This is a genomic window from Verrucomicrobiota bacterium JB022, assembly GCA_030673845.1.
Lineage (GTDB): Bacteria > Verrucomicrobiota > Verrucomicrobiia > Opitutales > Oceanipulchritudinaceae > WOUP01.
Genome location: JAUTCQ010000021.1, coordinates 252,051 through 274,646, shown reverse-complemented (window position 1 = coordinate 274,646; position 22,596 = coordinate 252,051). Strand labels below are relative to the sequence as shown.

Genomic DNA, 22,596 nt, shown 5'->3' with positions numbered 1-22,596 from the left:
CGCGGCACCCGCACGCGACCCAACCCGTCCTGCTTCAGGATCTCCAACTCGGCCTCACTCATAGATGTCATACCTCCAAACCTATGACATCTATGATACATCACGCTAGTCAGACCCCACGGTGCTTGGAGTGACGCTTACCTTGATCCAGCCAAAGAGGTTTTCGACGCGCTTGCGGATGCGTTGGCTGACGCGGTAGCCGGGATGGCGAGTGGTGCGCCCGTCGAGCCCGGGGGTCTTGCGGCCCTTGATCTGCGCCACATGCGGGGCGATCTCCGCGCTAGCGGCAGGCGCGCACAAACTGCTGGTTATGGTAGCCGCGGTCCGCGGCGACGGTGCGGGGATCGGGTAGTGTCCAGAATTTTTCGCACTTTGGTTTTGGCTGCGCGGGAAGGTCGTGGATTTGTTTCGGTTAGGGGTATGCGTCCGGCGCTCGACCCACTGTTGCTGCTGCAGCCACCGTGGTAACCTACGTGGATGGATCCAACCGAAACGGATGTGGTGGAGGACGCGAGCCGTCGTGATGTGCGTGGGCGGCGTCGGGTGGATGCGGCGGAGCGGGAACGTTTGCTGGCGGAGCTGGGGCAGAGCGGTTTGACGCTGCGGGCTTTTGCGGCGCGCGAAGGGCTCAACTACCACACGCTGCTGGGTTGGCGGGCGCGGTCGAGCCGGGCGGGCCGGGATGCCGGGTCGTTATCGGCCGAGGCCGGGACGCCGAGGAGTTGGAGGTGCGTTTGGGTGAGGGGATGGTGGTGTGGTGCGCCTCGGCGAGGCAAGCGGCGGAGCTGCTGAAGGCGTTGGGGTGGCGATGCTGAACCTGCCGAGCCAGACGCGGGTGTTTTTGGCGGTGGAGCCGGTGGACTTGCGCAAGCAGTTTGACGGGCTCTGGGCCGTGGCGCAGCAGCAGCTCGGCGTCGACCCGTTTGGTGGAGCGTTCTTTGTCTTCCGTAACCGGGCGTGCAACCGCCCCTGAAGAAGACGCTCTCCCGTGCTGCCGCTATAGTCTGTCATGGCTTTCGCTCCTCACTCTTCGTCCCCTGAGATCCCCAACCTCGTCGCCCTAACCGGCGCGGGCATCAGCGTCGAGAGCGGCCTCGGCACCTTTCGCGGAGGGGACGCCCTCTGCTCCAGCTACTCTTTTGAGCGGAAGATGACGCGGCAGGTGTGGGAGCGGGACCCGGAGGTGGTGTTGGAGCTCTACAACCGTCGGCGGGCCGAACTGGAGAAGGTGCAGCCGAATGAAGCGCATCGAATCCTAGCAGAACTGGAGCAAAGGTATCGCGTCACAGTTATCACCCAGAACATCGACGATCTCCACGAGCGCGCGGGAAGCTCGAACGTGATCCATCTACATGGAAGCCTCTGCCAAGCGCGTAGCGTGAAGGACGAGGCCCACGTGGTTGATATCGGATACCGTCCCATCTACCTAGGCGACCTCTGTCCTGCCGGTGGGCAGCTTCGCCCGAATGTGGTGTGGTTTGGTGAGAATGTCCTTTATCTGCAGGAGGCAGCCGAGGCCTTTAGCCGTGCCGACCTCTGCATTGTCGTGGGAACGTCGTTGCAAGTGCAACCGGCTGCGGCTCTGCTCGATTTTCTGCCTGACGAAGCTAGGGTCTACGTAGTCGATCCTTCGCCGCCACGCCAATTCAAGGAAGGTCGCAAGATGCGCCTTTTCAAGAGCAATGCCGTCGCTGGCATGCGTGAAATCCGGAACGAACTCGACCGCCTCTATCGTGGTTGACCTCACGTCGGGTGGATTCAAATGAGCTGTGCTAATAATCAAACCCTAGGTTAAAAAAGGTGAGCGGATTGGGTGACAGTCTTCTTCATTCTGGTTATGTTTAGAGCCATGGCGAATTCTGTGCGCAAATCACCTTCTACTGGCATTACGACTGCAGACTCTGAGAAAGAGGATAAACGCACGTTTAACCGAACGCTTCGCCGCGTTAACCGCCAGATCCTTAAGGCAGATGGGGATCGCGAGCGGCTTAAACAGGTCAAAGAGGTTTCAGATCCCTGGGCAATGGCCAAGGATGGCAAATGCAGGTTCGATCCCATTGAGGATCGACGTTTGCTGCGAAAATAAAGCTACAGTGATTTCCCTCTTATAGGCACGCTGTGAAGACAACCCGAATGAGCTCAAGTGGCGCCTGGTACCTCGTGCGCACTCCTGAGGGCTGGCGCGCCTGGACGGTCCGACAGGATGAGGTCGGAGGCGAAGAAGACACGGGCCACTACATGATCTGGCCGGGTATGGCCAAAGCGCTTGCTCAAGGCTGGAGCGCGGAACTGGGTAAGCCTTCGGGTGAGTTGGGGCGACAGCTTCTGGACTACCCGTGTGCCTTCCCACGAGGGCGGGTGGTCGTGAGCTCTGGTGTCGCCACCGTCTACTCTGGACTGGAACCGCAGGTGGACGCGATGCGCTCGGCCATTGAAGCAGCCTTTGGCAGCACCGGTCACGCGCACTGGCAGTGGGATGAGCACGAACGTGTGATTTCAGAGGACAAGCGCGCAGTGCAAGAACTCCTGCGCCTCTCGGAAGATTGGCCCAGCGTCGATGTGGCGGATCTCTTCTCGTAGAACAGAACGAGAATTTGGATACGCTAATCGACTGTAACTGAGCCGCCAGTTTGTTCGCGGGCAAGGGTGGAGTGTTCGGATGGCCTCCGCATCCGCTCCCGGTCTGTCCGGAACTTGTCCGGCATTTTGGAGGGTACCTCGGTGCTCTTCGGTGCCTCTCGATGCTCTTTGGATGTGGTCCGGCTTGGGCGAGAGGGGAGCCGAATATGTCCCTTTCTTGGCCATCCATGCGTCCTCGATCGCACATAAGCTCTTCGCTGCCAACAGAAAAGGAGAAGGCCCGTTTCCTTTTGGGAAACGGGCCTTCATGGGTGCAGGGGCTGGATTTGAACCAACGACCTTCAGGTTATGAGGGAGAGGGCGGAGTGTTGATAGTCAGAGGGTTGCAGTAGGCTGATCTGGAGTTTGGACAAATTTGGGACGTTTTTCCTCTGACGGCAGATTCAGTGTTAAGCTATGTTCTAGGATGTTCAGATGTGTCTTAGCGGAAAGTTACAATGTGAACGTAGGGGATTGTATAGGCAATCGGTTCGCTTCAATAAAGTCAGTTCGGTTGACAATGGGAGCTACGACTCCCATTAGTACAAAAGCTCGATTTTTTCCTGCCGCAGGCTGATGTGACTTTATCGAATCTATTAATAGAAAACTATGGGGCGAGGTTTTGGATGCTACCCTCTCGTTTGCTTTGCTCGAAGAAGGTGAATTTGAAGGATACTGCTTCGATTTGCAATTTTCTTTGATCCTAATTCTGAAAAGCACTCGATCGGACGATCAGTTCTGTTCCTTACCAAATGATAGTGGACGGTCACTGAGCATAACCTAAGACGCTGACTGAAAAGTATGGGTCCGTCCTTGCGTCTAGTAGAAATAGTGATCGTTTGAAGTTAGGAAAACTATGATCGGATTGTGAAGTAGGATGAGGTTGCTAAGGTTTAAATTAAATTGTTAATGAGCGTTAAAGTCAGTGTGTTTTCAGAAGAATGCATGCTGCCTCTTCTTGAGGACGCGGGTATCCAAGTGCATTTCTATCTGATGGTTTAAAGTAGTCACTAAAGATATTCTCGATGGAATCTAAATTGCTAGTCGATCGTAGTTTATTTAAACAAGTAGCAATGCCTGCCTTCGATGGGGGCCGAAGGCAGGCGGGCGGGTGTTTTGCGAAAAAAAACTTTAGCTTCGAGTGCTGTATCATCTACCTTGAGGGCGGCTGTGGAGGCATTTTTGAATACCCTTTCTTGTTGGGAGTATAAACGCTGGAGTCGTGCTTCTTGATCAGATTCTGATCTTTCAGTTCTTTGATTTCTTGCCCGAGTTTATTGATTTTTTCCTCGTATTCATCAATTTGATAGCACTTTTTTTTGTAGTCTTTATAGAGCTCAATGACTGTTTTGGGATCCTTGCAGAGCTTCCGTACGAGGATCTCAGATTTTTTCCGCTCAATCCATTCGTGCCGAAAACACCCATGTAAGTCCTGTGCGTTAAAGTTTGAAATTGATGCTAGCAGGTAGCCATCTACAGCCATCGCTAGGGTGTAGTCCACTGGAAGCCTACCGTCAGCCAATCGATCAGCCATGAATCGACGAGCATGTTTTGCTTCTTCTTCACTAATGATCCCAGCATCCAGCATGCGAAAAGTTCCAATAAGGCCGTGGCCGGCGTGCCGTAGGCCCTTCCGGCCTACACCTTTATCAGGATGAAGTAGCTCCTTATCTCGAGATACTACAGCGTAGATTAGGTGAAAGTGAAGGCAGCCCTCCCTTGTATGGCATTGCCCCGCTAGCAAATCGTAAGGCGTCAGGCTTTTAAAGCTGTCCATTAGGATTTTCGTTAGTCCAATAAGAGGATCTTTAAATGCAATGCCCTGTCTGTCCAGTGCAGAACATGTTAAGGCTATGTCCGGGGATGTAGTGATCGCCAGTTGTTTGATGGGACCTTTGTGTTTTCTCAGCTTCCCTCTACTGTCATCTCTCCTAGCACTGTAGTATTTTTCTCTAGCATAGAATTCTTTGCTGAGGAAGGTGAAGTGCTCTTCTGGTGTCATAGGATGGGTGTCGGCGTGGAGACTAAAACCATTCTGCACGGACGGGAACTGGACTTGTCCGAAGTTCGGATCAATGGCTTCCAGGTGTGAAAGGCGCTCTCGCACCTCTCGGGAATCAGCTTGATCTTTTTCGTGCACGGCCGAGTTGGGATGCAAGTGTAGGATTGCCTTTTTTGTGTTGGGGCTAGTTGTTATTTTTCCTTTTTTCTTCATCCATAAAGTATATCCGATTTTTGCATCTGATGAAAAAGGCGCTGGATGCACTTTTCAAAAAAAAAGCACCTGCTAATTGCAGGCGCTTTGTCTGGATACGGAAGGACTGTTTCGTATCTACGTTTTTCGTATTCGCTGTCGCTGCTGTAAAAGCCCCCTCTCCACGAGGATAGATTGGTGTGTCGCGTATACTTCTGCAGGGGTAAGTTTCTGCAGCATTTGATCGACTAGCAACTCGGTGAGTTTGTCATCTGGCTGGAGCATCAGCTCTGCTTGATGCTTGCGGAGGTTCTCTACTAAACGTTTAGCGAGGTCAGCCAGTCGGTTCTCGGGTTCAGGGAACATTTTGAGTGAATTTGGCATGTTTGGAGATTATTCTCATACTATTTTAGCCTCTGGATGCTGCACATGTAACCTTTGTTGCGAGATTTTTGTTTAAAAAACCTAAAAGATTAAACTTTTTTCTGCTTGCCAGCTAGATGTAGAGCTTCGACTAGCGAACGCTAATCTCGTAGCTAAGGCTGAATAGCTCTGGTGAGATGGAATTTGGTTATTTACATCGTCTGCTCCAGCCGCTGCTTTACTGCCCGCCAAGCCGGAAACATTTGTTCTAGCTGGTTGTAAAATGCTTTTCCATGCCCCGGATGTACCAAATGGCAGATTTCATGCGCTACTACGTAGTCGATGCATATGGATGGTGCTTTAACTAGTTCAGGGTTTAAGGCAATTCGTCCTGACTGGTCTGAGCTGCCCCAGCGTTTTGGCATCACGAGGAGCTGAAGGCGTGGGGTAGGGAGCTGCCGGTGTATGCACCAGGAATCCCACCGACGAATCCGAGATTCAAAGTGAAAATGAGCTTTCTCCCGGTACCACCCAGTTAGTAGACGCTCGACCGCTTGTGGTTCGGTGGATTTGGAGGTTATATGAAAGTAGGAGCCTTTAAGTTTTACCGAAGGTGTTGGGCCAACGTCCACCTTGAGACGGTATTGCTTTCCAAGATATCGGTGGGTAGCGCCACTTTGATACCGCAGGGGCACCCGGTTTCGATTCATTTCTTCAAATTCGTGGCGCTTTCGAATGATCCACGAGCGCCGATGCTCTACTCGCTTCAGTATTTCTGCTTCTTGTGCATCTACTGGGGCCACTAGTACAAGATCCCCGTTGGGCAGCACGCTAATTGCCAAAGTCTTGCGTTTGGAACGATGCAGCTGTGCCAGCCCGACAGCCGTTTCGATCGTTTCAGGATCAGACATCTTGACGGCTACGTGCAATCTGGATGATGGAATCGATAATTGCATCCAGCTCATCGTCCTCGAGGTGGACTTCTTGTGTATTTTGTATGTCGAAAAGAAGGTCGTCCAATTCGTTTCTCATGCGATTTTGGGCATCCATGTTATCCCTCCAGCGCACTACCGCATGACGTAGAACAATTTCTTCAATTTCACAGGCTAAGTTCGCCATCAAGCTTCCATTTTTGTCGCTGCTAGATGCGTTGGAAACCGATTCTTCTTCTGCCGTTGGACGAAAGCCTGACAAGTGTGGTTGTAGTCGATCTTGAAGAGTTCCATAAACGGCCTTGGCTAAATCCCGTTCTTTTAGGATTTCCGGCGTATCATCTCGTCGGCCTTGACGTACTTGTTCCAGGATTTCAACAACTCGGGAGAGATATTCTGCTTCATAACGACGATCATCCCGATATTTGTCTATCGTTTCCTGAAGTAAGGCAGAGAGTTTTCTGTAAAGAAACGGATCTTCGTCCATTTTCTCAGCAATTGTCTTTTTAATCCTGTTTGCGATGGTGTCGGCTTTTGCGCGGGGGGACTGGACTTTGTCCACCTCTGCTTGGAATGCCTTACGCTCAAAAATGTTCACTGGATCGACAACTTGAATGACCTCGTCGGCTTGAACAAATGTGCTGAGCATTTTTTGAATTTGTTTTTCATAGTCCCGATAATCTACCTCTTCTGCGTAGCGCAGCTTGGCCGAGGCCCGGAGGGACTGAAAGAATGCAGCGTCTTTCTTGTAGCGTTCGACTGTTTCGGGGTTTTCGTGGCTGAGCCAGTAAAGCGTCGAGAGTGCCGCCTTGAGGAGGCGGGAGAATTCTGACAACCGGACGTAAAACTTTTCCCGGACAAGCTCGTCTTCGAGGATCTGGATGTAAGCCTCATCGTCCGCCTTATTTGTGACGGTCCGAAAAAGATCCCACAGCGCATCTCGAAGGGTGGGGAGGCGCTTTAGCTCATCGCGCACATCCTGAAGGGCTCCGTCCAAATCCTGCTGGTGGAATTTCTCCCCCAAGGAGCTATAGAGTTCCAACGCGTCATGCAGTTGCGTGATTACCCCAAAATAGTCGATGATGTAGCCGAAGTCTTTTCCCGGATGCAGGCGATTCACGCGGGCAATGGCTTGCAAAAGCGTATGCTCCTTTAAATTCCGGGCGATGTAGAGAACTACGTTTCGGGGGGCGTCAAAACCGGTAAGGAGCTTATCCACGACGATGATGATTTCTGGATCGTCTCCATGTTTGAAGCTGTTGATGACATTACGGTTGTATTCTTTCTCGTTCCCGTGCTTCGCCATCTGGTCCTTCCAGAACTTCATTACATTCTCATCGGCAGGATCTTCACCGTCTCCTTCCCGCTCGTCTGGGCCGGAAATCAAAACTTCCGATGTGACGCCGCAGAACTGGTCCATGAAGCGCTTGATCATCAGCGCTTCTTTTTTCCCCGGCGCAGTCAGTTGCCCTTTGAAACCGGTTCCCTTCCAGGTCTTCCGGTAGTGCTTGGCTACATCGTGAGCGATCAGGTAGAGACGGCTTTCCAGGCGGTTGAGTTCGTTCCGGGAGGCAAATTTGCGTTTGAGGTCGGCCTTTTGTTCGGGAGAAAGCCCTTCAGCCATCTCATCAAACATGCGGTCGACGGCTTTCTGATTGACCTCTTGCATGATATGACGGCCTTCGTAGAGGAGAGGAACTACCGCCCCATCATCGACGGCATCCCGAATCGTGTAGGCCGGATCGATGAAACCACCGAAGCGTTGGGCGGTATTTTTTTCCACCTTCATCAGTGGAGTGCCGGTAAAGCCCAGAAAGCATGCGTTGGGCAGCGCCTTCTGCATCCGGATGTTGGCCTGACCGTATTGGGAACGATGGCTTTCATCCACCAACACGAAAATATCCGGGTTCGGGTTCTGGAATTTGTTATTGGCGTTGGAAGCTGCCCGAAATTTGTCGAGCACCGTAGTCACCACGGGGACACCGTCGTTGGCCAGCAATTCCAGCAGGTGGCTACCCGTGCGGGCCATCAGGGGCTCTTTGCCACATTGCACGAAAGTCTTGAAGATCTGCTCATCGAGGTCCACTCGGTCGGTTACCAATACAATGCGCGGGCTGGGAATCTGGGTGTCCAGAGCCAAGGCCTTGCCGAGCATGACCATCGTCAATGACTTGCCCGATCCCTGGGTGTGCCAGATTACGCCTCCCTTGCGACGGCCTTCCGTGTCTTTTTGCCTGACGCGCTCGAGCGTTTTTTTGATCGCAAAATACTGTTGGTAGCGCGCCACTTTTTTGACCGTGCCCCCTTCATCAAAGACGACAAAGCCTCGGGCAATGTCCAGCAGGCGCTCGGGCCGGCAGAGGGAATGGAGTAGGGCGTCTTGGCCGGTGACTTCGCGCGCCCCGTTGCTGGCCAGATTTTCGAAATACTCCTTAGCGTAGGCAAATTCACCGCTGAAGAGCTTCTCATGTTCGGTCAGCCGAGGTGCCTGATTGATCAGGACATGAACTTCTTTTGAGACATCGTAGAGTTCCTTCCAGGCGCTCCAGAACTTTTCCGGCGTGCCGGTGGTGCCGTAGCGGCCCTCCTCTTTGTTTAACGCCAAGGCTAAGGTAGCGTAGGTGTAGAGCTGCGGTATCTCCTCCGGCTGCCAGTTGCGGATGTTTTGTTTGATGGCAGCTTCCAATGAATGCTTTTCGTCCCGGCGCTTGCATTCGATCACGACAAAAGGAATCCCGTTGACGAAGCAGACGATGTCCGGGCGGCGGGTGTCCTGGCTGGCGGTGCGCGCCACCCGGTATTCTGTGGTGACGTGAAAGACGTTGTTGCGCGGGTGGGCCCAGTCGATGAAGTGCATGGTGTAGCCCTTCGTCACCCCTTCAATAGTTTGGTCGACACTCGTGCCCAAGTTCAGCAGGTCGTAAATTTTTTCACTGGTGCGGCAGAGCCCATCGTAGGGCACCTCGGCCAGACGTCGAATTGCCTCCTGAACAGCTTCATCCGTAAAATACTGCTCTACGCCCTTGCTGCGGACCCGGTTGAGGCGCTTCAACTGCTTGGCCAGCAACCCTTCGAGCAACACATTGCCCAGCCGACCCCTCCGCTCCAGCGCCACTTCTTCCGGGGAAAGGTAACTGTATCCCATCGCCTGCAGCACCTGCACGGCGGGAATCTGGCTGCTGTGAGACTCGAGGAAAGAGGGGGTGGACATAATTTTGCTATCGGTAAATGTCTTCTGTAAAGAACTTGAGGTGGTGTAAAGAGCTGTTGTCGCTGTAATAATGATGCACTCGCCATTGCCAACTGCCTATCTGATGGATCCAATTAGCCCAATATCGTTTTTGCATTTCTTGTGAAACACCTGCGCGCTCAGCATACTGCTGGAAGTCGCTTCTACTTTCGAGGAGCAGAGTGGCGCTACGCATCAGATCGGGGCTTGCAGCAAATTGCGGGGGAATAGAGAAATGACGTGGTTCATTTGCTGCTTCAATTTTTTCACCTGATTTTAAGGCAGCAATAAACTCCATCCAGGAGAGCATTAGATAGTGGCTGGAGATGCTAATTTTGAAGCTATCGTCGTCGCCAAATGCCAGCTTTACCCATCCAAATACATCCGGGAGATTGTATAAGTATTTCCAAGCTGTGCTACAGCTTTCTCCCAAAGATTTTGGCCAGCCTATGATGTTATTTAGGAGAAATAGGGGAGAAGTCTCGCTTGTGTGTCTCTTTTGTACCCTTTGAGATACTAGATCCATGGCAAGTCCTGCCCTCTGGGTTCGGGTAAACATGGCACCAGCCAAAGCTTGAAATAACCAAGTTGCAGTTTCAGGAAGATATACAAGAACCACGAGGCCGCTATGTTCCCAACCTCGTGGATTAAGGAGGTCCATGATCAGTGAGTTGTGGCGCGAGAAAGGTTCTCGGTCGGTGTCGATCCCACCAAGTGTGGCCGCAAAGAGCTTTTGATAACAGGACAGCCCTCTGGTGGCAAACGTAATTAAATCTCTCTCATTGTGTGGCGGGTTTTGCTGTGCGACTTCTCGCCATGTGGTTAACGCTTGATTGCACTCGCTCCTGTAGCCAGAAATCAGCCTTCGCCAAGATGCAGTGTCCCCTTGTTGCGCAGTTTGCAACCCCTTTGTGAATGCGCTTTCAGGAGTATCTGCGGTTCCAGCTTGTGCAGGGACTAGCTCTTGAACAGTAAGATGTGATTGTGGGCGCTGTCTGACCCCAAGTGGGGGCTTGGTTGGAGGAGGCTCCTGATGGAGTTTGCCAACGAGCGTCTCCAGATTTTCCTGTGCTTCATCACAAGTCTCAGACAGGTTAATTGCAAATCGAAGTCCCATCTTTTGTGGCATTCTGAAGCTGCCTTTTGCCTGGCGAATAACTGGGATAAACTTCGTGCTGCCCAAGTCCTCCATAAGTTCGCTCGTCACAATCATCGCTTCGTAGCCGGCTCCCCCCTTGCCATCGTCAGCTTTTTGGACATAAGTTTCTGTACAAATCAGCAACACCCGATCAGATTCGCGAACCCAATAATTCATGAAGGTCGAAAGATCTTCGCCCGGCTCGAGATCCCATTGATCAATGATTACATTGATTTCCTCGCGACGCAGCTTCTGTGCTAGCTCCAGCACCCACTGCTTGTGTGGTTTCGAGTCATGAGAGTAAGAAATGAAAACCGTTGGTTCGCGTTCGTCATTCATACCTTCACCCTCACCTTTCCAGTCAGCAGTTGTTGCATCAGCCCACGCTTCTGCTGTTCCAGTGCTTGGCGCTGGTTACGTAGAAGTTGAAGTTCAGAGTCGCTGGCTTCCAATATATCAGCAATTGCAGCTTGTTCATTCCGACTTTTGGGAATCGATATCTTTTCCTTCATGAAGTCCCGCATCACAAAGGTCATTTTTTCAATATGCACTCCATGACTACACGCGTAGGCTTGGTGCCAGAAGAACTTTAGGCGTGAGAGATAGTCTAAAAATCGGACCTCCAATTGTTCGGGATTCCTGGGAATAAGCACTTCATACGAGTCCGATACATAGCATCCGTCAAATTCCGTTTTAACGCAACCGAGCGCTCCATGGACGACTTGCATTTTTGAGATAAGGAAGTCGCCGGTATGGACACGTTTCATCACCTTAGTCTTGATATCCCGGCCGTGTAGTGCTTCCCGAAGAAATAACCCTTCTGCCCGCCTCCGGACACTGATCAGTCGATAAAGGTAATCATCATCAAATTCAACATATCGGTTCTGTTCCTGCATCAACTTCCCAAATGCCACCTTCCGCCACTCCCCCGTAAAGCCTGGCAGGCGGCGTTTGCCGGTCAGCAACTGTTGCATGAGGCCCTGTTTGCGGCGCGTTTTGGCGGCGATGAGAGTGTCGAGCTTTTCCAGCGCATCGTCCCACGCCCCCAGTATCTCGGCAATTTTCCGCTGCTCTGGAAGAGGAGGGAGAAGCGCAGGGAATTGTTTCAGCTGGGTGGTATTTATGCTCGCAAGATTTGTCGATTGCTTGGAGCAGGATAGAAAATAGGATTTGCCGTGATGGGCCTGTGTTTGAAGGGCCAGAAAGTGACGGTCTAGATAGTTCTCGTTAGCTCGTACGACAAAAACGTGGTTTTGGTGTACACAGTCAGGAATTGAACCATCCCAAAGAGCTCCACGCCCAAGTTTGTCGAAATCGCCACCTTCGGTTAGAAGGAGGTCCCCTTTTTTGACCCTGTAGCGTTCAATGGCAGACTCTGGCACCCCGATTCGTTTCAATTCGGTGGTGTCAATTCGTCCAGCTTGGACATTTGCAACTCTGAGATATGGCAAATCCACTAATTTACCCTTTCGAGAGGCGCTTTTTGATAACCCTGTTTGGATAACCGCTACATCTTCTAAAGGTCTGATTTTCCATCCATTCCTCATAGCCCCAGCTCCTTCAGATATCCCTCCATCTTGGCGCGGACGGCGGTCAGTTCGTCTTCCAGTCGACCGATTTCCGCTTTCACCTCGTTCAAGTCGATTTCCTCCTCTTCCTCGAAAGTGTCGACGTAGCGGGGGATATTGAGGTTGAAGTCATTGTCCGCCAGATCCTGCGCGCTAGCCCGGTAGGCATACTTCTCCACCGTTTCAAAGGCGCGGTAGGTCTGCACGATCTTCTCGAGGTGCGCGTCGCTCAGGTGGTTTCGGTTCTTGCCATCGTCATATTCGCGCGAGGCATCAATGAAGAGCACGTCGCCATGCGTCTTGCCGCGGTTGAAGATCATGATAGCCGCTGGGATGCCCGTGCCGTAAAATAGGTTGGCTGGCAGGCCGATGACCGCTTCCAGCAGGTTTTCCTCGATCAGTTGCCGGCGGATCTTGCCTTCGGCCGCGCCACGGAACAGCACCCCGTGTGGCACGACGACGGCCACTCTCCCGGTACCCTCGCGCGCCGTTTCGATCATGTGGGTGATAAAGGCATAGTCGCCTTTTCCCTTTGGTGGGAGCCCCCGGTGGTAGCGATTGAACGGGTCAGCCTCGGCGACATCCTGCCCCCACTTGTCGAGCGAGAAGGGTGGGTTGGCCACTACGATGTCGAATTTCATCAGCTGGTCACCTTCCACCAGCCGGGGATTGCGCAAGGTGTCGCCCCACTCGATGCGGAAGCTGTCCATGCCGTGCAAGAACATGTTCATCCGACAAAGCGCGTGCGTCGTGCCATTGCTTTCCTGCCCAAACAGCGCAAAGTCCCGCTCGTCCGCCTGCAAGCCCACTTTGATCAGCAACGAGCCCGAACCGCAGGTCGGGTCGCAAATGGTGTCACCCTTCTTCGGGTTCAGCAGCCGGGCCATCAGGGTTGAAACCTGCCCCGGGGTATAGAATTCGCCCGCTTTTTTGCCCGCATCCGAAGCGAATCTCTCCAGCAGATACTCATAGACATTGCCGATGACGTCTTCGCCACCGACGCGGGACGGCCGAAGGTCCAGCCGTGGGTCCGCAAAGTCCTTCAGCACTTGCTTGAGCCGCGCGTTTCGGTCCTTCGTCTGCCCCAGGCGAGAGTCGGAATTGAAATCAACTTCCCGGAACACACCTTCGAGTTTGGCCTTATTCGCCTCCTCGATCTGGTCCAAGGCAATGTTGATGCGCTCTCCGATATCGTCCTGATCCCGCTGGGCGTAGAGCGAGTCAAAGTCGGTACCCTCCGGCAGGATGAAGCGCTCCCGGCTCAGGCGGCGCTCCACGCGACGGAGGTCACCATTATACTCTTCCATGTAGCGCTCGCGATGGTCTTTGACCAGATCACTGATCGCTTTGACGAAGAGCATAACTAGAATGTAATTACGGTAGCCTTCAGGGTCTAGCACCCCTCTGAACGTGTCACAGGCAGACCAGGCTACCTGATTGATTTCCCCTTGAAGGTCTTCTTTGGACATAGCAAAAGCGTTACGAAATTTTATGGTGCCCAGATAGGGCCTGCTGCAAGGTTTGTTGCGTCAGTTGGTCGCGAAGCTCGACCAGTCGCGTTGTCAGGTGCTTCTCCTGCAGGCGAAGGCCATCTAGCGAGGCGAACAGCCGCTGGCGCTCGAGTGGCGGCAGCGGGATTCTAAATTGTGCGAGTGAGCGGGCGGAAAGTGCTCGAATATAAGTGCCTCGACTCTCTGCCATTAAAGCATCTTGGCTCTGAGGGAGGTTAAGGAAAAAGCGCAGGTAGGTGGGGTCAATCTGCCCAGTTGCGCAACGCACGACACAAAACTGGCTTCCGGCCACCGAGGAAAACTCGTCTTGAAAAACCGCTGCCGTCATGCGGGCGCCGCGTGCCACCACCACAACGTCGCCCGGCTTCAGTTCTGCTTTCTCGGCGGTCGAGGCCTCCAGCTTGATGAGCGTCTCTTGTGACCACTGAAGCACACCATCTGGCGTGACATCGCTGATCCGAAGAAGCCTATGCGTCCCCTCGGGATCGTGCTGCGAAGCATCCGAGCCCCGCAACGTTAACCCAAGTTGGATTTGCGCCAACTCACCCAGCTCTACCTGCGCGTATTTCATCTTCAGGCGGGGCTAGTGCTCCGTGTCCCGAATCGAGCTCGGGTCATTACCCGGCGGAATCGTGTCCTTGGAGCGAATGCGGCCCCCTCGGTCATGTGTGTTCAACTCCCCGCCGCCTTGGCGACGTAGCATATCCCGAGCAGCTTGCTCGGCATCTTTCTGCGTATCATGTAGGCTCGAAGGGCGCTCAGCATCCTGTCTTTTGTTGGCCCACTTTCCGTCGGGGCGGAGATACACGTGGCGATCTCGATCTTTACTCATGGTGTCTTGACTGAGGGTTGCGGAGCGGGCGCGGCACTCCTTGACTTCAGCCACCACGTCAGCATGCTCTTGGCTTCTTCACGACCTGAACTGCTTTCGTGGCGGTTCCACAAGAATACCTCGATGTTTACACGTCGGGGTATTTTTGTTTGCGCAGATGTAAGGATGTGATGTCTAGTTGAGAAAGTCAATGGTTTTTATCCGTCGCATGTGGATATGTGTTTCCTGCCGCCGCGGATGGGACGCTAAGGGTTGCATTGGGTCAGCGAACTACCTGTGCAGCGAGGGTTCCTGCCAAATCCGTCAGGCGGGACTCAAACTCGCGTGAGACATCACCTACCTCGAACTTCGCATGTAGCGCCTCATGTAGCAGTGTCCCGGCAAAATCCTCCAGAGACGCCAGCGCACTGCGTTTGATGACGATAAGTCCCCGATGAGGATCCCACACACCTTTTGTGACAAAATCTCCGGTTTGCCCCGGGCGCAGTGACTCTGCTATGCGGATCTGGCGCACAAGAGGCGGCCGCCCACCGATCAGTGCGAGAATTCTCCCTCGGTAACGCCAGACTGCAGCCTCAGCGGGGTCAAGAGATTTTACCGATACCCATTCGTATTCAAACGAATCGTTGCGCTGCTGCCAGAACACCGCCGCGTCGACGAGAGGGCGATTCTCGTAGTCGCAGGCCCCGCTGATCTTGTCTGCGAGCCGCTCTGGAACCTGAATGATCTGAGATCCTGAGGTGGTCGCAGCATCAATCAGATCGGGCCGTTCCTGGCACATTTGGCTGGTCAGAAACACTACATTCCCGTGGGCATTCAGAATCTTTACCGCGTGAAGTTGAACGGAGAGCCACTGCATCATCTCATCACATGCGAGGCCGCGGCTGAGGTTTTCGAGTTCCGCAGCAAGAGCCGATCGAACGGGTTTTGAATCGGATCGAAGCAGAATATCTTGCACACGACTGGCATATGCGCCGCGCCCTAGGCCCTTCCGCTCCCGATTCATTCCTTTTCGGAGTTCGGATGTAGCGGAGGTAATGTTGTAGCTGAATCTGAAATTTTGCTCTTCTCCGATCAGTAGTCCGTTGTAAAATATCTGGCCGCATTCACCCGATTTCGCGTACAAATCCCCGAATTGTGTGGTTGCGAGTGGTTGCTCTTTTCGGAACACGAGGAACATGCTCTTCGCCGCCTCCACCTCCTTATCGGCTATGCCCATCAGTCGACACAAAGTGCCTACTCGAGCAGGATCAGAAGGAGGAGCGATTGCCGCGTGCAGAGTTTCGTCATTGAAGCCTTCTTTCCGTCGGCGCAATAAAGATATATCACCGTGCTTGGACAGGAGTGATACCTGTGCACCACGCCGCTCAAAGGTTGCAAGAGCGTCCTTCAAGCCTACCCCAAATCGCCCAATTATACTTGGAGCAGCATGCTTCTCCGGACTCTCATTCTGGATGAGATGTTTGTGCTGAATGCCTCGTCCGCTATCCTGTATGCACCACACTCCGTCTTTAGTTTTGAAGATCGTCGGCATGTGAGTTCCAGTAAGGTGTGCCTCATCAAGAGCGTTGGCAATGAGCTCTCGGATTGCGTGTACGAGGTCCCAGTCTTCAAGAAATTTATCGATGTTAAGGTCGAAGTGCTTCATGGAAATCGCCATTTAACCGGTGGGTTCAAGTAATGCAATTCTGCGATCGGGAAATGCAGGCCATTGTTTAGCGTGTCTTCTTTGGACACCTACATATTTGCGCACGGGTATCCGTTTCGGTATCTTCTGCCTGACTCACGATTACGGGTTACGGTATGAGCGTCTTCAGGGGCATGTGGTTCTGGGAATAACAGAGGGGCTAGCTGGAGTGAGTGCAGATGAGTTGTGCTTGGCAGTCATCGAGCTCCCTTTTGCGGCTTGTCATAATCCATAGCTTAGCAGATTTTTGGAGCTATTGTAGATTTCGCGCTTTACATGGTAGATGAGTTATTACCTCGTTGTAACCATGTAATGGATTAATGAAGTTAGGATAGCACATATCGTTGAAAGATGGAGGACGAACATGCGGCCAAGTTGCAGCGCAGATAGGATCTGTTGATTGAAGTTTCGGTTAGGAATTGCTGATGCTTTTTGTGAAAGAACTGACATCTGATTCTGCTTGGCCAATACTGCAAGACGGGATATTGTCTACTCTCAGGAAAACTACAATCAGCATTAGAATGCTCCACGCTCGTTCTATCGTTTAAGATTAGCTTCCAGTTCTTGGCCGCATAATGCGAAAGCAGCGAGGACGTATAGCGGTGTTAATGAGTCGATTGCGTGTGACTTATGGGCGTGGCGCGAGCCCGAGGATGACGAACTTTGCGTCTGCTCAGGATGTAAAGCGTTGGTTCAGCGTCGAGGTGCGAGCCTGCCTTGTAGCCTACACCGCCACGTGCGTCCCACCCGATTCGCCTGAGGTGTAACGCCTTCCGTGGCCCTTAGCAGCGATGGCCTTGACGTGCGGGAATCGCCCTCAAATAGTGAACGGGTGTTCATTTAATTATGGGAGCGTCTTCACGTCAGTCGATGCCGGGTGTGTTGCCTGCGGTCGCCCAATTTCCGGGGGATCGGCGGGAGGCTTTGGCGCGGCTGCGCAGGCAGTTGGGGGAGAAGGTGCAGTGGGCAGGGGAGGCGCTGGAGCGGGATACTTTTGCCACGGGGATCGAGGTGCTGGATGAGACGCTGGGCGGCGGGCTGCCGCGGGGGGCGTTGACGGAGGTGGTGGCGGCGCCGGATTCGCGAGGGGCGCAGAGCCTGCTGGTGCAGGTGATCCGGGCGGCGCGGCGGGAGCGGCAGTTTGTGGCGCTGATCGATGCGCTCGATCGCTTCGATCCGGCGACGGCCGGAGCGGAGGCGTTGCCGCATCTGCTGTGGGTGCGGTGTCAGGAGGCGGCGCAGGCCCTGCAGGCGGCCGACTTGCTGATGCGCGACGAGAACTTCCCGGTGCTGCTGGTCGACCTGCGGGACGCGTCGGCGCAAGCGCTGCGTCAGGCGCACGCGACGCTCTGGTATCGCCTGCAAAGGGTGGGGGCGCAGCACGGAAGCGTCTGTCTGGTTTTCACTCCTCGGCCAATGGTGCCGAGCGCCGAGTTGCGGCTGGAGCTGAGTAACGCATCGCTTGGGCTCGCGAGCCTGGAGCAACCGCCCGGCGCAGTCCACGCCCAGCTTGAAGCGCAGGTGCTGCGGTCCCGACAGGCGGGCGGTCAATCTTCGCAATTCGCCGCCGGGTAAAGGAGCGCCATGTTTGCGGTAATCCATCTGCCCAACTTTGCCCTGCAAAGCGTGCTACGCGGTCGCCCAACAGCACGGCGGCATCCGGCTGGCGTGATCGACCGCTCGAGTCGCCAGTCGGTCGTGGTCGAGTGCAACGCCGCTGCCCGCCACCACCTGATCGAGCCCGGCATGACGGCCGCCCAAGCGCAGGCCCGGTGTGCGACGATCGAGCTTTCGCCGCGCAACCCGAACGCCGAAGCCACGGCGGCGCGCCTGCTACTAACGGCCGCTTGGTCGTTGACGCCAAGGGTGGAAGTGACGCAGCCCGGCCTTTGCACGCTCGACCTCGACGGCACCGATCAAGCCCCCGCTGCCCTGCAGGCCGCCGGCCAGCATATCCGCGACGAGCTGGCGCAGCTCTACCTCGACGGGCGCTTTGGCGTGGCCGCGACACCTGACCTCGCCGAACTCGTTGCCCGGGCGGCGGAGTCGGTGACCGTGCTGGCGGAGGGCCACCTGCCGCATCACGACTTCCTGCGGCAGACCCCGCTGACCTTGCTCGGCGGAACGCCCAAGCTGCAAGGCATCCTCGCCGACTGGGGGCTGTACACGCTGGCGGATTTCGCCCGACTGCCGCGTCACGAAGTGGGGCAGCGCCTTGGCCCCGATGGCCTGCTTTGGTGGGACCGCTTGGCGGGCCGCACGCACCGGCTTTTGCGTCACGCCGAACTGCCACCGGTCTACCGGGAATTCGTGGAGCTCGAGCACGTGCTGGAGACACTGGAGCCGCTGCTGTTCTTGCTGCAACGCCTGCTGGAGCAACTGTGTCGGCGCTTGGGTGCGGCGCAGCGCGTGGCCGAGGCGATGCTGCTCGAGCTGACGCAGGATCAGGGCGAGCCGTATCAGCGGCGTTTCCGCGTGCCTGAACCGACGCGCGACCCCGAACTGCTCCGTCGCCTCCTGCATGCCCACCTTGAAAACCTGCGGCTCGACTCGGCCATCACCGGGCTGGGCCTGCGCCTGAAGCCCACTCCCGAGCGCGCCCGCCAACGTGGCCTGTTTGAGACGGCGCTGAAGGACGCCTGGCGCTTTGAAGACACGCTGGCCCGGCTCAACGGGCTGGTCGGCTCCGCTCGCGTCGGTTCGCCGCGCCTCGAAGACACCTTCCGCCCCGACAGTTTCCGCCTGGAGGCCCTGCCGCGCGAAGTTCCGCCCGAAGATGCGAACGTCTCCGCACCGCCGCTGGGTCCTGCGCTCCGTCGATATCGTCAGCCGCTGCCCGTACAGGTCATCTTCACCGACGGCGAGCCGCGTCACCTGCAAAGCGAACTCTACGCCGGCCCTGTCGCCGACACCCGCGGCCCTTGGCGCGGCGGCGGCCAATGGTGGCAACGCGACCACCGCTGGTCCCGCGAAGAATGGGACGTGCAACTCGAATCCGGCCCTTGCCTGCGCGTCTTCTGCGACGGCGGCGCCTGGTTCGTTGAAGGGCTTTATGATTAATCTTTAGGCACAGGAGTTTAGGGAGTGGCAAGAGGGTTCGGAAATACATGAAGAGAGTCATCCGGTCCCGAAATTCATTCATCAACTCCTGTTACTCCTTTTAACTCCTGTTCAAATTTCCATGTCTTATGTCGAACTCCATGCCCGCAGCGCGTTCAGCTGGCTCCGGGGCGCTTCCCAGCCTGAGGCGCTGATCGACGCCGCGTCGTCCGCCGAATTGCCCGCGATGGCGCTGCTCGACCGCAACGGCCTCTACGGCACCGCCCGCTTTCACGCCGCCGGACAGGAAGAGGGCGTGCGGCCGCTGGTCGGCAGCGAACTGGTGATGGCAGACGGTTCTGTCTTGCCGGTGTTGGTGGCGACGCAGGAGGGTTATCAGGGCCTCAGCCGCCTGCTGACCCGGGCCTTGCTGCGCGCGCCGAAGGGCGAGGCGCAGGTGACCTGGGACGAGCTGCCGGAGTTTGCCGAGGGACTGATCGCGCTGTCCGGAGATCCACAGGAGGGACCACTGCGGCGGGCTTGGGAGCGCGAGGGCAAAGCGGGACTTGAGGCGTCCGTCGCGCGCCTGCAGGCGATCTTCCCCCACGACCGCTTGTGCATCGAGCTGCAACGCCACCACCTGCGCGGCGAGTCGGTCTGGAACCGCGTGCTGCAGGATGTCGCCACACAGACAGGGCTGACCGCCATCGCGACCGGCGGAGTCGATTATGCCAAGGCGGAAGGGCGGCGCGTGGCCGACATCTTTACCTGCCTGCGCCACCACACGCACCTCGACGCCGCGGGCACGCTGCTCAGCCGCAACTCCGAGCGGCATGTGAAGGGCGAGGCAGCCATGCGGCGGCTCTTTGCCGACTGCCCGGCGCTGGTTGACAATACCCAGCGCGTCGCCGATCGCCTCGAGTTCACGCTGCACGACCTCGGCTACCGCTTCCCGGATTATCCGGTGCCGGCGGGTGAGACGATGGACTCGTTCCTGCGCAAAGTGACCTGGTTCGGCGCATCCCAACGCTACGGCGGCATCAGCCCGGCCGTGCGGGCGCAGATTGAGCGCGAGCTGGCCCTGATCGCCAAGCTCGGCTTCGCCGGTTACTTCCTGATCGTCTGGGACATCTGCAACTACTGCCGCGAAAAGGGCATCCTTGTACAGGGGCGGGGCAGCGCGGCCAACAGCACCGTCTGCTACAGCCTCGGCATCACAGCGGTCGATCCGGTGGGCGGCAAACTGCTCTTCGAGCGCTTCCTCTCCGAGGGGCGTAAAAGCTGGCCCGACATCGACCTTGATCTGCCCAGCGGCGACCGGCGCGAATCCGTCATCCAGGAGGTCTACGAGCGTTACGGCCGACTCGGCGCGGCGATGACGGCCAACGTGATCACCTACCGGGGCCGCAGCGCGGTGCGCGAGATCGGCAAGGCGCTCAACCTGCCCGAGGCGCTGCTGGGCCGCTTCAGTCAGCTCTTCCACCATGGCGACTTCCAGCACACGATGGCGCTGAAGGACCATCTCGCGCAGGCCGGGATCGGCGCCGAGCACCCGCGTACGCCCGCGCTGCTCGACTGCTATCGGCAGATGTATGGCCTGCCGCGCCACCTTGGGCAGCATAGCGGCGGCATGGTGATCTGCCAGGGGCGGCTCGATAGCGTGGTGCCACTCGAGAACGCTTCGATGCTGGGCCGGACCGTCTGCCAGTGGGACAAGGACGACTGCGAAGACCTCGGCATCGTGAAGGTCGACCTGCTGGGCCTCGGCATGATGGCGGTGATGCAGGACGCGATCGAGCTGACGCGCGAGCGGGGCAGGGGCATCGACCTCGCGCAGATCCCGAAGGATGACCCGGCCACCTATGATCTGCTTTGCGCGGCGGATACGGTGGGCGTGTTCCAGGTCGAGAGCCGGGCGCAGATGGCGACCCTGCCGCGCATGCAGCCGCGCGAGTTTTACGACCTCGTGATTGAGGTGGCGATCATCCGGCCTGGCCCAATCGCCGGCCGACTAGCGCACCCTTACCTTGAGCGCCGGGCCGGTCGTGAGCGGCCCACCTTTATCGACGAGCGCTTGAGGCCGGTGCTGGACCGCACGTTGGGCATCCCGCTGTTTCAGGAGCAGGTGCTGCGCATGGCGATGATCATGGCCGAATTTTCCGGCGACGAGGCCGAGGAGCTGCGTCGTGCGTTGAGCTTCCACCGCAGCGAAGAGCGCATGAACCGCATCATGACGAAGCTGCGGCGCGCCCTGCGCGAGCAAGGCTACGGCGAAGACGTGGTCGAGGAAATGGTGAAGGCGATCAGCTCGTTTGCGCTCTACGGCTTCCCTGAGAGCCACGCGATCAGCTTTGCCCTCATCGCCTACGCCAGCGCCTACCTCAAGGTCCACCGCGCGGCCGAGTTTTACACCGGGCTGCTCAACAACCAGCCGATGGGCTTTTATTCGTCCGCCACGTTGATCCAGGATGCTCGCCGCCGAGGCCTGCGCTTCCGCGCACCGTGCGTGGTCGAATCACAGGCCGCCTGCACGATCGAAGACGACCACACGATCCGGCTCGGCCTAGACCGCGTGCGCGGGGTCAACCGCCAAGCCATCGAAGCCGCGCTGCAGGCCCGGCACGAAGCACCATTCCGCAGTCTCGATGACTTCAAGCGCCGCACCCGCTTTGCCCGCGACGAACTGCGCGCACTGGCGAGGGTGGGGGCGCTCAACGCGTTCTGCGGCAATCGGCGCCGCGCCCTCTGGGAGGTCGAGCGTGTGCACTCCCCCGGTGACCTTTTTGACTGGGCCGCCAGCCAGGCTAGCGGCCCGGACACTGCCCCTGAAGAGATCCCCGACCTCGACCCGCTGCCACCGATGAGCCCGCAGGAGCGCGTCGAAGCCGACTTCAGCGGGATGGGCATGACGGTCGGTCCGCACCCGCTCAAACAACTGCGCCCCGGCCTGCCGCCCCACATCTGGACCGCCGCCCGCCTGAGCCAGGGCCGCACCGGCCAACGCGTCACTGTCGCCGGCGCCGTCATCTGCCGACAGCGCCCCGGCACCGCCAAAGGCGTCGTGTTCATCAGCCTCGAAGACGAAACCGGCATCGCCAACTGCGTCGTCTACTCCAAGCTCTTCGAACGCCTCCGCCTCACCATCGTCTCCGAACCCTACCTGCAAATCACCGGCGAACTCCAGCTTCAGCACGGCACCATCCACGTCATCGCCTCCACCATCCAACGCCTCGACACCGCCGACGGCCCCGTGATGGTGTCGCACGATTTTAGATAGGAGTGAGCGGCCATTTAACCTGCTGTCGATTTCCGCCCAAGCAGCGTTCGATTTATGCGCCCGCTCTTCCGCTGGAAGGAGCGGGCGTTTTTCGCTGGGTGGTCGTCAGTCATCAGAGCGACTGCAATTGAGATGGCAAATAGCGGGAAAGAGATGAAGTTTAGAGACATCACTTTCATATGCCCCTGATGCCAATGCCCCTTCGTT

General features: G+C 56.4%; 16 protein-coding genes and 1 pseudogene. 7 read left to right on the top strand and 10 right to left on the bottom strand.

The genetic code is table 11. From position 1 onward, the window contains the following. Positions 1 to 141 precede the first annotated feature (141 nt). A pseudogene (locus Q7P63_17455) lies at positions 142 to 337 on the bottom strand (transposase). A 471-nt stretch (positions 338 to 808) separates the two neighbouring features. On the opposite strand from Q7P63_17455, the gene tnpB reads away from it, so the two are divergent. The 4 genes from tnpB to Q7P63_17435 all read left to right on the top strand — a co-directional run bounded on the left by tnpB (position 809) and on the right by Q7P63_17435 (position 2,580). Next, entirely contained in the window at positions 809 to 973 is a 165-nt protein-coding gene (gene tnpB, locus Q7P63_17450) for an IS66 family insertion sequence element accessory protein TnpB (GenBank protein ID MDP0501883.1), read from the top strand. 36 nt (positions 974 to 1,009) lie between these two features. Further along, positions 1,010 to 1,741 carry a Sir2 family NAD-dependent protein deacetylase gene (locus tag Q7P63_17445; GenBank protein ID MDP0501882.1) on the top strand — a complete coding sequence of 244 codons (732 nt, stop codon included), beginning with the start codon at positions 1,010 to 1,012 and terminating at the stop codon, positions 1,739 to 1,741. 108 nt (positions 1,742 to 1,849) lie between these two features. After that, positions 1,850 to 2,086 carry a hypothetical protein gene (locus tag Q7P63_17440; GenBank protein ID MDP0501881.1) on the top strand — a complete coding sequence of 79 codons (237 nt, stop codon included), beginning with the start codon at positions 1,850 to 1,852 and terminating at the stop codon, positions 2,084 to 2,086. A gap of 47 nt (positions 2,087 to 2,133) precedes the next feature. Continuing rightward, positions 2,134 to 2,580 (top strand): hypothetical protein, encoded by a 447-nt coding sequence (locus tag Q7P63_17435; protein ID MDP0501880.1) that lies wholly within the window; start codon positions 2,134 to 2,136, stop codon positions 2,578 to 2,580. A 1,192-nt stretch (positions 2,581 to 3,772) separates the two neighbouring features. Here Q7P63_17435 and Q7P63_17430 read toward each other — a convergent pair. The 9 genes from Q7P63_17430 to Q7P63_17390 form a co-directional block, all read right to left on the bottom strand. Then, positions 3,773 to 4,834 (bottom strand): hypothetical protein, encoded by a 1,062-nt coding sequence (locus Q7P63_17430; protein ID MDP0501879.1) that lies wholly within the window; start codon positions 4,832 to 4,834, stop codon positions 3,773 to 3,775. Positions 4,835 to 5,388: 554 nt separating this feature from the next. Further along, positions 5,389 to 6,087 (bottom strand): SprT family zinc-dependent metalloprotease, encoded by a 699-nt coding sequence (locus tag Q7P63_17425; GenBank protein MDP0501878.1) that lies wholly within the window; start codon positions 6,085 to 6,087, stop codon positions 5,389 to 5,391. Then, a complete protein-coding gene (locus Q7P63_17420) occupies positions 6,080 to 9,319 on the bottom strand; it encodes a type I restriction endonuclease subunit R (GenBank protein ID MDP0501877.1) in 3,240 nt (1,079 codons plus the stop codon). Before Q7P63_17420 ends, Q7P63_17425 begins: the two co-directional genes overlap by 8 nt. A gap of 7 nt (positions 9,320 to 9,326) precedes the next feature. Beyond that, the gene (locus Q7P63_17415; protein MDP0501876.1) at positions 9,327 to 10,814 is read right to left on the bottom strand and encodes a toll/interleukin-1 receptor domain-containing protein; all 1,488 of its coding nucleotides are present in this window, start codon (positions 10,812 to 10,814) and stop codon (positions 9,327 to 9,329) included. Continuing rightward, positions 10,811 to 12,022 (bottom strand): restriction endonuclease subunit S, encoded by a 1,212-nt coding sequence (locus Q7P63_17410; protein ID MDP0501875.1) that lies wholly within the window; start codon positions 12,020 to 12,022, stop codon positions 10,811 to 10,813. Before Q7P63_17410 ends, Q7P63_17415 begins: the two co-directional genes overlap by 4 nt. Continuing rightward, positions 12,019 to 13,512 (bottom strand): type I restriction-modification system subunit M, encoded by a 1,494-nt coding sequence (locus tag Q7P63_17405; GenBank protein ID MDP0501874.1) that lies wholly within the window; start codon positions 13,510 to 13,512, stop codon positions 12,019 to 12,021. Before Q7P63_17405 ends, Q7P63_17410 begins: the two co-directional genes overlap by 4 nt. A gap of 10 nt (positions 13,513 to 13,522) precedes the next feature. Further along, positions 13,523 to 14,125: a restriction endonuclease subunit S gene (locus tag Q7P63_17400; GenBank protein MDP0501873.1), complete on the bottom strand. Its 603-nt coding sequence runs from the start codon at positions 14,123 to 14,125 to the stop codon at positions 13,523 to 13,525. A gap of 12 nt (positions 14,126 to 14,137) precedes the next feature. After that, entirely contained in the window at positions 14,138 to 14,386 is a 249-nt protein-coding gene (locus Q7P63_17395) for a DUF2188 domain-containing protein (GenBank protein ID MDP0501872.1), read from the bottom strand. 262 nt (positions 14,387 to 14,648) lie between these two features. Continuing rightward, positions 14,649 to 16,034, bottom strand: coding sequence for an ATP-binding protein (locus tag Q7P63_17390; GenBank protein ID MDP0501871.1), 1,386 nt, complete (start codon positions 16,032 to 16,034; stop codon positions 14,649 to 14,651). 963 nt (positions 16,035 to 16,997) lie between these two features. On the opposite strand from Q7P63_17390, the gene Q7P63_17385 reads away from it, so the two are divergent. From Q7P63_17385 to Q7P63_17375, 3 genes are all read left to right on the top strand, one after another. Beyond that, complete coding sequence (locus Q7P63_17385) at positions 16,998 to 17,648, top strand: hypothetical protein (protein ID MDP0501870.1); 651 nt, start codon at positions 16,998 to 17,000, stop codon at positions 17,646 to 17,648. Between the two features lie 9 nt (positions 17,649 to 17,657). Then, positions 17,658 to 19,133 carry a DNA polymerase Y family protein gene (locus tag Q7P63_17380; protein MDP0501869.1) on the top strand — a complete coding sequence of 492 codons (1,476 nt, stop codon included), beginning with the start codon at positions 17,658 to 17,660 and terminating at the stop codon, positions 19,131 to 19,133. A 121-nt stretch (positions 19,134 to 19,254) separates the two neighbouring features. Next, positions 19,255 to 22,389 (top strand): error-prone DNA polymerase, encoded by a 3,135-nt coding sequence (locus Q7P63_17375; GenBank protein ID MDP0501868.1) that lies wholly within the window; start codon positions 19,255 to 19,257, stop codon positions 22,387 to 22,389. The last annotated feature ends 207 nt before the right edge of the window (positions 22,390 to 22,596 follow it).

Excerpts from the sequence above, each read along its gene's own strand:
- Q7P63_17435 (MDP0501880.1), top strand. The coding sequence starts at position 2,134 with ATGAGCTCAAGTGGCGCCTGGTACCTCGTGCGCACTCCTGAGGGCTGG.
- Q7P63_17405 (MDP0501874.1), bottom strand. The coding sequence starts at position 13,512 with ATGTCCAAAGAAGACCTTCAAGGGGAAATCAATCAGGTAGCCTGGTCT.
- Q7P63_17400 (MDP0501873.1), bottom strand. The coding sequence starts at position 14,125 with ATGAAATACGCGCAGGTAGAGCTGGGTGAGTTGGCGCAAATCCAACTT.
- tnpB (MDP0501883.1), top strand. The coding sequence starts at position 809 with ATGCTGAACCTGCCGAGCCAGACGCGGGTGTTTTTGGCGGTGGAGCCG.
- Q7P63_17425 (MDP0501878.1), bottom strand. The coding sequence starts at position 6,087 with ATGTCTGATCCTGAAACGATCGAAACGGCTGTCGGGCTGGCACAGCTG.
- Q7P63_17395 (MDP0501872.1), bottom strand. The coding sequence starts at position 14,386 with ATGAGTAAAGATCGAGATCGCCACGTGTATCTCCGCCCCGACGGAAAG.
- Q7P63_17375 (MDP0501868.1), top strand. The coding sequence starts at position 19,255 with ATGTCTTATGTCGAACTCCATGCCCGCAGCGCGTTCAGCTGGCTCCGG.
- Q7P63_17415 (MDP0501876.1), bottom strand. The coding sequence starts at position 10,814 with ATGAATGACGAACGCGAACCAACGGTTTTCATTTCTTACTCTCATGAC.
- Q7P63_17390 (MDP0501871.1), bottom strand. The coding sequence starts at position 16,034 with ATGAAGCACTTCGACCTTAACATCGATAAATTTCTTGAAGACTGGGAC.
- Q7P63_17410 (MDP0501875.1), bottom strand. The coding sequence starts at position 12,022 with ATGAGGAATGGATGGAAAATCAGACCTTTAGAAGATGTAGCGGTTATC.
- Q7P63_17420 (MDP0501877.1), bottom strand. The coding sequence starts at position 9,319 with ATGTCCACCCCCTCTTTCCTCGAGTCTCACAGCAGCCAGATTCCCGCC.
- Q7P63_17440 (MDP0501881.1), top strand. The coding sequence starts at position 1,850 with ATGGCGAATTCTGTGCGCAAATCACCTTCTACTGGCATTACGACTGCA.
- Q7P63_17445 (MDP0501882.1), top strand. The coding sequence starts at position 1,010 with ATGGCTTTCGCTCCTCACTCTTCGTCCCCTGAGATCCCCAACCTCGTC.
- Q7P63_17430 (MDP0501879.1), bottom strand. The coding sequence starts at position 4,834 with ATGAAGAAAAAAGGAAAAATAACAACTAGCCCCAACACAAAAAAGGCA.
- Q7P63_17380 (MDP0501869.1), top strand. The coding sequence starts at position 17,658 with ATGTTTGCGGTAATCCATCTGCCCAACTTTGCCCTGCAAAGCGTGCTA.